At 40.9% G+C, this 13,061-nt stretch carries 11 protein-coding genes; 5 read left to right on the forward strand and 6 right to left on the reverse strand.

Annotated elements, in window-relative coordinates; genetic code table 11:
- Positions 1–374: 374 nt before the first annotated feature.
- From HC752_RS17140 to HC752_RS17150, 3 genes are all read right to left on the reverse strand, one after another.
- Entirely contained in the window at positions 375–965 is a 591-nt protein-coding gene (locus HC752_RS17140; RefSeq protein ID WP_190336390.1) for a hypothetical protein, read from the reverse strand.
- 503 nt (positions 966–1,468) lie between these two features.
- Positions 1,469–1,780, reverse strand: coding sequence for a stress response translation initiation inhibitor YciH (gene yciH / locus HC752_RS17145; RefSeq protein WP_190336391.1), 312 nt, complete (start codon positions 1,778–1,780; stop codon positions 1,469–1,471).
- Between the two features lie 36 nt (positions 1,781–1,816).
- A complete protein-coding gene (locus tag HC752_RS17150; RefSeq protein ID WP_190336392.1) occupies positions 1,817–2,167 on the reverse strand; it encodes a DUF3319 domain-containing protein in 351 nt (116 codons plus the stop codon).
- A gap of 100 nt (positions 2,168–2,267) precedes the next feature.
- Between HC752_RS17150 and HC752_RS17155 the strand changes: the two genes are divergently transcribed.
- Positions 2,268–3,224, forward strand: a complete 957-nt coding sequence (locus tag HC752_RS17155) for a tyrosine-type recombinase/integrase (protein ID WP_190336393.1) — start codon at positions 2,268–2,270, stop codon at positions 3,222–3,224.
- Here the strand turns inward: HC752_RS17155 and HC752_RS17160 are convergent.
- Entirely contained in the window at positions 3,221–4,216 is a 996-nt protein-coding gene (locus HC752_RS17160; protein WP_190336394.1) for a D-alanine--D-alanine ligase, read from the reverse strand. The genes HC752_RS17155 and HC752_RS17160 overlap by 4 nt on opposite strands.
- A gap of 188 nt (positions 4,217–4,404) precedes the next feature.
- Positions 4,405–4,998: an SPOR domain-containing protein gene (locus tag HC752_RS17165; RefSeq protein ID WP_190336395.1), complete on the reverse strand. Its 594-nt coding sequence runs from the start codon at positions 4,996–4,998 to the stop codon at positions 4,405–4,407.
- Between the two features lie 354 nt (positions 4,999–5,352).
- On the opposite strand from HC752_RS17165, the gene HC752_RS17170 reads away from it, so the two are divergent.
- Positions 5,353–8,034, forward strand: coding sequence for a bifunctional acetate--CoA ligase family protein/GNAT family N-acetyltransferase (locus HC752_RS17170; protein ID WP_190336396.1), 2,682 nt, complete (start codon positions 5,353–5,355; stop codon positions 8,032–8,034).
- Here the strand turns inward: HC752_RS17170 and HC752_RS17175 are convergent.
- Entirely contained in the window at positions 7,986–8,918 is a 933-nt protein-coding gene (locus tag HC752_RS17175) for a LysR family transcriptional regulator (RefSeq protein WP_190336397.1), read from the reverse strand. The two genes, HC752_RS17170 and HC752_RS17175, sit on opposite strands and share 49 nt — an antisense overlap.
- Before the next feature lie 786 nt (positions 8,919–9,704).
- Here HC752_RS17175 and HC752_RS17180 point away from each other — a divergent pair.
- The 3 genes from HC752_RS17180 (at position 9,705) to HC752_RS17190 (ending at position 13,031) form a co-directional block, all read left to right on the forward strand.
- Positions 9,705–10,481 (forward strand): EAL domain-containing protein, encoded by a 777-nt coding sequence (locus HC752_RS17180; protein ID WP_190336398.1) that lies wholly within the window; start codon positions 9,705–9,707, stop codon positions 10,479–10,481.
- Positions 10,482–10,778: 297 nt separating this feature from the next.
- The gene (gene ylqF, locus HC752_RS17185; protein WP_190336399.1) at positions 10,779–11,714 is read left to right on the forward strand and encodes a ribosome biogenesis GTPase YlqF; all 936 of its coding nucleotides are present in this window, start codon (positions 10,779–10,781) and stop codon (positions 11,712–11,714) included.
- A 528-nt stretch (positions 11,715–12,242) separates the two neighbouring features.
- Complete coding sequence (locus tag HC752_RS17190; RefSeq protein WP_190336400.1) at positions 12,243–13,031, forward strand: EAL domain-containing protein; 789 nt, start codon at positions 12,243–12,245, stop codon at positions 13,029–13,031.
- Positions 13,032–13,061: the final 30 nt, after the last annotated feature.

The following is a 13,061-nucleotide window of genomic DNA, read 5'->3' on the forward strand; positions in this document are numbered from 1 at the left end:
CACAATGACGAAAAAACCAAATAGATACTCTAAATTCCGACGTATCCTTTAAAAAATTCAGTTACGCGGCTGGTAAGTGACATTGTGAGCTGCAAATAAAAAACAACCAAATCACGACAGAATAAACGCCTAAAAAATTTATTTTTTATTTTAATATCAAAGAGTTGAAGACATTAACTCATTAGCGGATCTATAAATAATCGCCACTGTTGAAATCTGGTCAGTGAGTACACGCTATGGCTAAAAGAACCAAAAATCCAACTTAATAACAACTTATCCACATTCTGTAATTAATTTTCAGTTTTTTCTCCGGCGTACAAAAAAGGCTCCTTATACAAGGAGCCTTATCTTAGGATAGAAGTCGGTAACGCTATTTACTTAGAAGCGATGATCTTACATTTAGGTAAAGTATAATGTGTTCTTTTGAGGCATTGCCTCATAGCCATATCTTCCGCTTCCGACTGCGAGTGAACTTCATTTGCAAACCCCAGCAGTCCAAGTTGATTTCCTGCAATTGCTGAATGGCTATTGCTAGAGTTAAACTTATCGAACGTTTCTATATCTTTAATACTAGATACTTCGACAGGGTAGCCTTTGGTATCGATGTCTATCGCTGTTTCTTCAAATGCGGCAATTTTACATTTTTCTGGATCAGTCGATCTTGCTGAACAGAGAAACAGAGCCTCTTTTTTGGCTGCTTCTATAGAAAGCTTACCGCTTGCGAAACCAAATGCCATCGCACGCTGACCTTTCCAATGTACCGCAAACGCTTTGTTTGAAGGCAGTTGCAAATAAGCGTTGAATTTTTGAGTTGTCCATGAGTAAGGATAATATTTGATACTGTCTTTTAACGTATTAGAAATGTGGGATTGTAACGTTGATTTTGTATCATCATTGCTATCTGGCGTTGTTGCACATCCTGGCAGGATCAAAGTTCCAAGAATCAGAACGAAACGACTCTTCATAATTATAATATACCCATTAATATTGCTATAAGTAAACCCACAGGTTTGTTCGGTTAAGTATGCGATTCATAGTATTAAATGTATAGGGATATCCGCGGTTAGATGTGACATTGATCAGCTATTTTATGGGATATTATCCCAAACAGTTTCTTTTCGGTCATTTAATTGACAATTGCTCGTTGAATATATGTGATTGATTCTCAAAGATTTGACTTGTATTTTCTGATTCTTTTTGATCGATTACTTTTGTCTCCATATGTGTTAACACTGATAATAGTGCGCATTATCTATCTTATGTTAAATATGATTTAAGCTTGCGTAAAATCTTCGCCTCTTCTTTGTAGTATTTGTGGTAGCACTGCCGAAATTCGTGCTATTTAACCATAATCCTATTTACCATAAAATAGCTAATAATCATTACTTTAATCGGAGATTAAGCCATGATTACTAGCATTCTGATCTGTGGTGCTTTACTTAAGTAATAAAAGCTGTCTGTCTTAGTCTTAGCCGCCGGCTAACTTAACCGTGTGACCTTTTTTTTCAAGATGCGCTTTTATTTTGTCACGGTTGTCGCCTTGGATTTCAATAGTGCCATCTTTTACTGAGCCACCACATCCGCATACTTTTTTTAGTTCTGCTGCGAGCAGTTTCAAAGGCGCATCATCTAAATCTAGCCCTGTGACAATACACACACCTTTGCCTTTCCGTCCTTTAGTTTGACGCTGGATCCTAACTATGCCATCACCTTTAGGGCGTTGTTCTTTGATTTCTTCTGGCTTAATACGTCCAATTTCTGTTGAATACACTAGGGACATGTTTACTTCTCAATTCTATCGACAAAGAACTTTATTTTATCCTTTTTTGGCAGCAGCAGCCAAGTGCGCATCTATGTGTTTTTGAATGGCGAGTTTTCCACCCTTAATTAATCTTCCATTAAAGAAGCAATACCATGCGTTAGGCGCGCCAGTATCGTTTTTCAATTGGAAACCGACGTAATTTTCTTCTGTTCCGGCAGCAACTTTCCTTGCCTCTAAGGTTGCAAACTCTTTGGGATCAATTAGAGATGCAGTATCACACCACCAGTCAATGCTTTTCTTAACAGAAGCCAAGTTTCCGGAAAGTACTCGGTTTTTTATTTTAACTTGCCATACTTCGCCGTTGGATGACTGCAAAGTAAAACCTCGGTGTATACTCGTTGCCATATTATTGAACTCTTAGCTCTTTGTTTCTATTAATAATAATTGTAATCTTTGGATTCGCAAGTAGAATTGTTAACAATATGCTTAGTTATAGTGCGTGAAAATGAAGAAAAATATAACTCCTATCACAGATTTATCAATTAGAGCTGCAAGTATAAAACTGTTTTCACGATCAGTTAACCTCGAAGAGTTAGACAAAATTACCGATGGTCAGTATTCGGTGAATTCATTGAAGTCGATGGTTAATGATTGGAATAACTTCGTTTCCTTTTGCGCAGAAAATGGGGTTGCTTCCCTACCCGCTTCTGTAACTGCCGTTAAGCGATTTATCGAAAAGGAATCTTCTAAGAAGAAATTCGCTTCGATCCGACGATGCAGTCTAACTATCGGAACAATACATAAAATTCATTCTTATTCAGATCCTACCAATCATCGCCAAGTCAGGTTTGTCCTTAGCGCACTCCGACTTCAAAAGCACGGTGACAATAAAAGCGCACACGCTTTTACAAGCCAGTATTTACTTGATTTGCACATTCTGCTTTCTTCATCGATCTTAGCCAAGGACATTCGCGATCTCGCAATCTATAGCATCATGTTCGAATGCGCACTTAAACGTTCAGAACTTAGAAAGTTGAATGTTGAAAATATTGCTTTTAAAAACAACTTAGCCGTTATTCACTTGGGTGATAAAGCGTATGAGTTGAGTGCAAACTCTTCTCGTGCCCTTAGCAAATGGATAGAAATAAATCATACTAACGTTCTTTTTTGTCGTATCGACAAGCACGAGAACCTGTATGAGTCCACATTGGACGACTCGTCGATCTATCGTATTTTTAGACGAGGTAGCACATTGTTAGGGTTGTCTGGCGATGACCATTTCTCGGGGCAATCTAGCCGTATAGGGGCGGTAACAGAACTGGCATCTCAAGGTTATAAACTAAAAGAAATTCAAGACTTTGGAAGATGGTTGAGCCCCGCAATGCCTGCCCAATATTTGGGGAAAGTAGGCACTGCGGATAAAGAAAAGTTAAAGTTTGTAACGATTAAACCTTGGGATTAACGTAGTGACTTATTGATGGCATCACTTAAAAAATCGGTGAAATTAATACCGTGGTGTTCAACCATTTTTGGAAACATTGAAATGGGAGTCATTCCCGGAAATGTATTGACTTCATTTAGGTAGATTTCATTATCATCTGTTAAAAAGAAGTCTATTCGTGAAAGATCCTTCAACCTCATATGATGAAATACTTTTCTAGCATACGCCCGAATTTCTTCAACTTGTTGTTCCGTTAAATTTTCAGCCTCAACTTTCGTAACTGAATGGCTATCTGCACTGTATTTTTCTTCATAAGTATAAAAGCCATTTTCTGGCGCCATAATCTCGCCAGGCTTGGTGATGATGAGTTCCCCTTGGTATTCAAATGCTGCGAGTTCTAGTTCTCTTGTTTTTACCGCTTTTTCTATCAAAACTTGTTCTGAAAACGAAAAAGCATTATCGATGGCTTTGCTAAGTTCCGATTCTTTTGTGACCTTGTAACAACCAACTGATGAGCCCTGTCTTGCCGCTTTCACGAATATCGTTCCCCATTTCTGGAGTGCGTCCAATGATTTTTGGTACGACTGCTCGTCATTGTCTGAAAGGAAAATATAAGGTGTATTTGGAATGCTTAACGCGTCGTACCAAAGCTTTGAGGTGATTTTATTAAAACTATTTGAGCACGCTTCTGGACCGCATCCAAGGTATGGGATCTTTGCAAGCTCAAACATAGACTGAACATCCCCTGTTTCTCCTGGGTACCCATGCAAGCAGGGAACAATGTAGTCTATATGAAATTCGTGAGCGTCGCCTTTAAGCATGGAATTCGCAATATCCATCTCCGTTTTTGTACCGCAGTCTAGACGCCACTCTTCCTTTGTCATTTCAACACGAATAACATTGAAGCTGCTATTGAATTGGAGCTGTTGCTGGATAAAATTGGCTGACACCAGAGAAACTTCGTGTTCGCTGGATCCCCCGCCGCATAGTAAAAGGATATTTTTTTTCGTCATCTTATGGAGCCTTTCCATGAAAAACTGTCTGCCATTATTCTAAAGGTTTGAATACCGATATTCAGTAAATTTTAGGTAATTTGATGCGCAACTGGTCAGCATATAAGCCTTACTGGTCATTATTTATAACTTTTATAAAATTTGAGCGCAAAAAAAGGGCCTTCGCCCTCTTCGTCGTACATTGGAACCTAATTCAATTTATCCATAACTGGATAGTCAGAGTTTTTTATTGCGTCAATGCTTTTAGGGAAAGGTTTCAACTTTTTGAAATCCTCCGGCAAAGTAGCAATAGCCGCTTTAGCTTCCGCCGACGTTGCGTAATCTCCATAGAGGATGGTATACCAATTTGTTCCATTTACTTGCTTATAGTTCCCCCAAATTGGTTGCCCTTTGGGTAACTGACTAGCAAATTGTTCGAGCTTATTTTCCCTATCCAATGCTATAACTTGAATGGTGTAACCATAGCGTGGATTTGATTTCAGCTGGTTATTTGTTGGAGGAAGGATCTTAATCTTCTTCTTTTGAACTTGCGGTTTAGGAGCAAGTTTAACCACTTTCTTCTCTTCTTGAACTGCAACTGGTGATGCAGTCGTTTGCGCAACCATATTCGTCGTTTCACTGATCGAAACTTCTTGTATTTGCGCTTGCTGAGTAATTGGCGCTTGGATCGAGTCTACTTTGTAATTTTCGCTATAAGATTCACTGGTCACCCCTTTCTCGTATGTATCCGAGGCACAAGCTGCCAATAAAATTGAAAGACTAATAATTGAAATTTTTTTCATGTGTCATGCTTACGCTAATTTATTCTTTTCAAATCATGCACATTGATTCAAGCAGAATCAAGTGCAGTACCCGGTTAATTGTAACTCAACTCGTGACGATTCCCACAATATTCACGCTAGAGGAGTGAGTATTGAATTTTCTTGCTATTCATTTGAAGCGAACGGCACCAAACACTGCGATAGATCACACACTGTTATCGACCTAAACGATGGCTTAAAAAATGGTCCCTATATTATTTCATCCCAAAGAGTTAACGTCAGAATTTGGCGTTGAATCCTGAAATCATTCATTACATCGTTATATACTAGAGCCTGTACTTATTAAATTGTTTTTTATGTGTTTATGGAGCGTTGATGAATCGGTTAAATAAGCTTCTCAGTCCAACATCGGTCGCGGTTATCGGTGCTTCTCAGCTACCTACTCGTGCTGGTTACATCGTAATGAACAATTTGCTCCAAGGTGGCTTTCAGGGCGCTATCATGCCCGTGTCGCCAAAATACCAGTCTGTATGCGGTGTACTCGCCTACTCTACCGTTGAATCCTTACCAATCATCCCTGATTTAGCCATTTTATGCACTCATGCATCCCGAAACGTTGAGATCTTTGAACAAATCGCAAAAAAAGGCGTTGGGGCTGTCGTTATACTGTCTTCTGACATGCATTTAACCGACAGTAGCGGTGGGTCTTATGAGGAAAAATGCCTTGAGCTGGCGAGGCGATACAACGTACGAATTCTCGGTCCAAATAGCCTAGGGCTCATATTACCTTGGCACCATATCAACGCCTCTTTTTCTCCTGTTACTGCTCTTCCTGGGAAAATCGCATTCATTTCTCAATCTGCGGCTGTTTGTACCACGGTTTTGGACTGGGCAAATGATAAGCAGATCGGTTTTTCTGCTTTTATTTCAATAGGAAATGGTTCGGACATCGATTTCGATGAGCTACTTGACACGCTTTGCACCGATAGTAAAACCGAGGCGATATTGTTGTACATAGACAGCATTAAAGATGCAAGACGTTTTATGTCTGCGGCGCGCGCTGCCAGCCGAAATCGCCGGATACTCGTGTTAAAAGGCGGTCGTTCCATCGCCGGACAAAAGGCCGCAACCTTACATACAGGCAGCATACCGAGCTTGGACGTCATATACGATGCTGCGATACAGCGTTCTGGTATGCTACGCGTAAAAAACACACATGAGCTGTTTGCCGCAGTAGAAACGCTGACTCATTCCGTCCCTCTTAGAGGTGAACGCCTTGCTATTGTGACAAATGGTGGCGGTCCCGCCATTATGGCCATTGACACCTTGATGGATAAAGGCGGGAATTTGGCTGAATTGAGTGAGGATACCACCAACAGGCTCTCAGCTTTACTGCCCACCAGTTGGTCTGGTTGTAACCCTATCGATATGATCGGTGACGCCAATAGCCAAAGGTATATTGATACGATCAGTACTTTGATGGACGGTGACGAGTTTGATGCTTTGCTGATAATGCACAGCCCATCTGCGGTGGCACATTCTACCGAGACCGCACAAGCCATTATTGATTGCGTCAAGAAGCACCCAAATGCTAGACGTTTTAACGTGCTAACGAATTGGTGCGGTGAACAAAGTACCAAAGATGCACGTCAGCTTTTTACGCAAGCTGGTATCCCCACTTACCGAACACCAGAAAGCGCCGTTACTGCATTCATGCATTTGGTGGAATATAGGCGTAATCAGAAACAACTAATGGAAACACCAGCGTCAGCCGGTCAAATTGAACACAATGATGTTGATCTTGCTAGAGACTGGATAAATAACCAGTTATCTGAAGGGAATACCCATTTAGACACGCACCAAATAGATTTCTTACTTAAGCAATACAAGTTCAATGCCTTACCAACTTGGCTAGCAAGCGACCCATCTGAAGCGGTTCATATCGCAGAGAATATCGGTTATCCCGTTGCGGTGAAACTTCGCTCGCCAGACATCGCACACAAGTCCGATGTGCAAGGCGTCATGCTGAATTTACGAAACAGTGCAGAAGTCGCTTCTGCTGCACAATCTATACTCGACCGAGTTTCCCTTACTTACCCTAGCGCGCGCATACAAGGCTTACTCGTTCAAGGCATGGCTAATCGGGCTGGGGCTCAAGAAATCAGAATTAAAGTCAAATCCGATCCAACCTTTGGTCCTGTCATATTATTAGGGGAAGGGGGTTCCGAATGGAATGAAGCACTGGATGCGACCGCCGCGATTCCACCGTTGAATATGACGCTGGCTCGTTATCTTATCGTTCGTGCCCTCAAGCGAAACAAGCTTAGAGTCCAGCAATTGCCTAACCCGATGAGCATCGATGGACTAAGCGAATTTCTCGTCCGTATCTCCCAAATGGTCATAGACTGTCCGCAAATTAAGGAACTGGATATACACCCAGTACTTGCCAATGGCAGCGATTTTACAATTTTAGATGCAGACCTAACCATTGAAGAGTTTGACGGTGATTCACACCAACGCCTAGCCATTCGCCCTTATCCAGTTGAGCATGAAGAGTACGTTGTTTTGAAAGACAACAGCGAAGTGCTGCTACGCCCTATTCTCCCTGAGGACGAGCCTGATCATGCTGAGTTCATCTCTAACGTATCGAAAGACGATCTCTATAAACGTTTTTTCAGTGATGTCGGTGAGTTTAATCACGAAGCATTAGCTAACTTTACGCAGATAGATTTTGATAGAGAGATGGCCTTCGTTGCCCAACAAAACTATGAAGGCAAAAAACGCATTATTGGTGTTGCAAGGGTACTTTCCGACCCCGAAAATTTTGATGCTGAATTTGCCATTCTCGTGCGCTCAGATCTCAAAGGGTGTGGATTGGGAAGAGTGTTGATGGATAAGTTGATTCGATACTGCAAAGAAAGAGGCACCAAGCAGATGTCAGGTATGACCATGCCGACAAATCGCGGCATGATCATGCTCGCTCAAAAAATGGGGTTTGAATTGGACATTCAATTTGAAGATGGCATAGCCGATATGAGGCTACCTTTAAATGAGTAATCCACTTTCCAGTTTTTCTTGATGTATTGAATACACCAAGATTTACTTTTACCCATTTTATTTCTTCGCCAAGCAAGAACGATTTCAACAGGGTCGTCTTCCGTCCCTGCTATTTTTCTTAGGAGCTTCTTTTCAATCATTTCTTTTGCAATGTGCGTTGGTATGGTTCCTATGCCAAGTCCCGCAATCAACGCTTCGACTTTAGCGTGAAAACTTGTCACCGTTAATCTGGGTTGCTCGTCTAAAATATTTCTACTCAGTGCTGGGGCTTCCCTTGCGGTATCTGCAATCACAATAGCGCGATAATGGCTCCGTGAATCATTATCAAAGTCCCCTTTTCTCTGATGTATATAGTGATCGTAAGCCGCAACCCAAGTCATCGACATCATACCGATGGGTTCCGCTTTTACATCTTGCGGGTAGGTATCTGGCTTTGGACAGATGAGAAGATCCGCACGATCGTACGCAAGCGATTCCCAACACCCAGCTAAAATATCCTCCTGCAATTTAACACGCGTTTTACTCACGGCTCCTAAGTGTTCCACCAACGGAAAAAACGTATTGACGGGGACAATACCATCATGAGCAATTGTTAAATCCAACTCCCAACCATGCGCTAATACGTTGGCATCAGAAACCATATCTTCGGCTGCACTGAGTAACAACCTTCCACGTTCGAGCAGTAATTTCCCCGCATGAGTAAACGTGGCTTTGTGTCCGGAGCGGTCAAAAATAACCAGGTCAAGATCTTGCTCCAACTTCTGAATTTGATAGCTAAGAGAAGATGGCGCTCGGCTAAGTTCATTCGCGGCCGCGGCAAAACTACCACGTCTATCAATAGCATCAAGAATATGTAGCGCTTCTAATGTGATTGGGCTGTTCAACGGTATCTCTCTGATTTCGATTTCTCTCAGTCAACATAATATACAAATCGTCCACGTGTGCGATTGTTTTTCAAAATGTCGATTAAATATCTCTAAAACAGCCGTGCGTTCTTGCTGATATCGCCTTATAGCCAAAGAAAGCATCCCTAGTCCGTAGATGCAGGAGTTCACATACTGGTTTCTAAGAAAAACACACCCGCATCTAAAACACACTCGCTCAAAAGAAAGATACGCTAAATCGATCACACGATAGAACGCGTAGAACAGCCATTACTCTAAGCACACGAGAAACATATTGGAAATAAAGACTGTCACGATGAAAGATAATGCGTAAATATCGAACATTGATTGATGGATTAATCATGGATCGTAAGATCTTATGACATCATATTTATGATCCAAATGAAAAAAGTTATTTTAATTAATGAAATTAGTATTTATTACACATTAAATAACGTACAACTTATAACCATATGTGATCTACGTTTGATCTATGAAAAAGCCTAATATATAAAGAATGTGACGAGAGCTATATTTTGTAAAATAAATTCTATAACACACTTATTATTAATAATTATGAAAACTATCGTAATTATTGATTTTTTACTTAAAAAACAAATATATATCAAGATAACTATAACAACCCACACCTGATTTACTTATACTTAACATAACAAAATAAATAGCCTTGACAATATTCTCAATCTGTTCAGAATAGGGTGGATTTTTAATTACTCTAAATATTAACGTATCGAAGTTAGTATTTTTTTGAGCTTGTATGAAAGTATGATCTTATCTAATTCAGAAAATTTTACACTGTGCCTTAAGCAAGACAAATCGGGTGAACATTACGCAGAATACGACAATTTCGTATTGAGAAGTGTTTTCCAACCCATTTTCAATTCTGACAAAGAAATCATTGGGGTGGAAGCTCTGGTTAGAATGTCTGATCGAGCAGGTGAAACCATTCGTCCCGATTTATTCTTTCATACCAACACATTTTGTATCGAAACCCGTATAGATGTAGAGGCACTAAGCAGAGCTATACACATACTTAACTTTGCTCAATCGAAACATAGAAATAAACAACTCTTTCTCAATGCTCTTCCCGATCCTGAGCATAATCTTTTCCACGATTTAAGCCGCTTTGTTTTAGTCCATAGACTCGGTGAGCTTAAAATCCGAACAAAGCAAATTGTTATCGAATTTCTAGAGCTTCAAGTTAACGACAATCAAATGTTGTCTCGGGTGACTTCATTGCTGACGCAAAATGGATTTGGTATTGCCGTAGACGATTACGGTCAACAAGCCTCAACAAAAGATAGAGTGAAACTCATCAACCCCTCGATAGTGAAGATTGATAAGAGTTTGATGAATGATTTTATGGGCGGTATCGCATCACCTCTACTTTCTGCATTGCGTGTCGCCGCAGAAGTCGGTGCGAAAACCGTCATTGAAGGTATTGAGTCGAAAGAACAATTCGAACACATGGTCTCTTTGAATATCGATATGTTTCAAGGTTACCACTTAGCCCATCCTGAACCTTTGCATTCTATTAACTAAATTTGCATTCTTTTACTAAACCAAATCAAGATTCCTTCAAAAAATAATAGACGTCGCTCCTCGCAAAGTTTTGTTACAGCCAAAACTTGTTGTTCGCCAATCAACAAGAAAGCTCGGCAACTAACGCTTGCTAACGTCATCTCTACGGTTGAAGATCTAAAGTTGAAGGACATTGCCTTCAACTTTATAGGGCTTGGCTAACGCAGTAATCCGCTTTAAGCGTCACAATCTGCCTTTACTCTTTATTTTTTGGCTTTACAATGAGCCCAAACTCTTTATTTCCCCTAGGTTTACTCTATGTCAATTCAATGGTTTCCGGGTCACATGCACAAAGCCCGTAAAGAGATCGAAGAAGTCATTCCTCAAGTCGACGTTATCATCGAAGTATTGGATGCGAGAATTCCCTTTAGCTCTGAAAACCCCATGATCTCTTCGCTTCGTAAGGACAAACCCTGCGTTAAGGTTTTGAACAAACGTGACCTTTCCGATCCTGTTATGACCGACTATTGGATAGAGCACTTCGAAAAGGAAAAGGGCGTAAAAGCCATGGCTATCACAACGTCTAACCCACAAGAAGTTCATAAGATCATGGAGTTGTGCCGTAAGTTAGCGCCCCACCGCGAACAAATGGGGAAGAATATTCGCACTATGATTATGGGGATTCCGAACGTAGGAAAATCCACGATCATCAACACACTTGCAGGTCGTACTATTGCAGTAACAGGGAATCAGCCTGCCGTGACTCGTCGCCAGCAACGTATTAATTTACAAAATGGGATCGTATTGTCGGATACTCCAGGCATCCTTTGGCCAAAGGTAGAAAATCCACACAGTGGGTTTCGACTCGCCGCTACAGGTGCCGTAAAAGATACCGCGATGGAATATGACGAAGTGGCTTTTTACACTGTCGAGTACTTGGCTGAACATTACCCTAACCTTCTAAAAGAGCGTTACCAATTAGAAAACCTGCCGACTTCAGATATTGAACTGATGGAAGAGATCGGTCGCAAACGAGGCGCTCTTCGCTCAGGCGGCCGCGTCGACTTACATAAAGCATCCGAGATCCTCCTTCATGAACTGCGAAGCGGTACTATTGGTCAGATTACTCTGGAGCGCCCAGAGATGATTACACAAGAGCTCATAGAAGTTGAAAAAGAAGCCGAACGAAAGGCAGAAGAAAAAGTCAAAAAGAAAGAAGAACGCCGTAAACGTTACTTAAAAAATAAGCGATAAACTGTATTAGTTGTATTAGTTCAGATAAACACTTACCAACGAATGCACCACCTCACTTTAAGTCCATCAATCGGCCGACTTATGGTGAGGTGAATGCGCTTCCCTGAGACACCCTAAATTTGTGCCCGTCATTTTAATGTTGGCTGATACTTTCTGAATTGAGTTGCCGTGTTTATATCGACAATCCCCCCTTCAAACGATGATTTGTCTCAGCGCATTTTGTCGCCAACAATTTTGTTGTAACTAATACTGTTGAAAATCCGTTTCGATGCAGGTAGTCACCGTCATTCTATCCAGAAAATTTTACCGCTAGTTAATGCAAAGATTTTCATTTTTGGGACACGTCTATGAACTCTTGTTTAAACCCTACAAGACGCACTGTAATAGCTTATTGATAATTTGATATAGTACCTAGGCTTACACAAAATGAATTTGGTTATCGTTCTTGCCATACAAGTAGATCCATTGCCTTAAATTGCACGTCTGTTAATGGTTGTGGTTTAACCTTTAATGCCTACTAGGTTGCTTATGATTTTAAATAGTCGTGAAGAGTTTAATACACATTGTTTCGTAGACGATGCTGGGCTGCATTATGCAAAATACGACAATTTGATCATTACGAGTACTTTTCACGCCATCGTAACGCCAACATTGCAACCTTTCGCCTACGAAGCGCTCGCGAGATTTAGAAGTGAAACAACTGGGGAAAGTATTCGCCCAGATATTCTGTTTGAATCAGAACAAGTGTCCATCGCTAAAAAGATCAACCTAGATCGTCTTACCCGAGCAATTCACGTTAGGAATTTTTCGCAATCGAAACGAGCCAATCTTAAGCTTTTTTTAAACGTTCTACCGATTTCGGGTGAATACAATGCCTTTATGACCATCAAAGCGAGTTTGCTTGAAAAAAGGATTACTGAGTTAGGATTGAACGCACGACAGATCGTAATGGAAATTGTAGAAAGTGCCGCTTTTGACAACCAACTACTGCTTGATGCTACTACCGCAATGCAAGAGGCCGGTTTCCAAGTCGCTATGGATGATTTTGGCGTCAAATCTTCCGACTTCAACCGACTCCAGTTGATCAAACCGGAGATCGTGAAAATCGATCGCTCCCTATTAGTGAATTATATGTTGGAGAATAAAACGGCACTATTAGACATCGTGCGTGAGGCTAAAAGTATTGGGGCAAAGGTCATCATTGAAGGTGTCGAAGAAAAAGCACAATACAACGCGATGATGGCATTAGGCATAGACTTCTATCAAGGCTATCTCTTTTCGATGCCTGAGCCCCTTAAGTGCGTTTCAAAAGTATAATAGTAACGTTTTGACGTGGGTTCGAAACGG

This window comes from Vibrio sp. S9_S30, assembly GCF_014694455.1.
Lineage (GTDB): Bacteria > Pseudomonadota > Gammaproteobacteria > Enterobacterales > Vibrionaceae > Vibrio.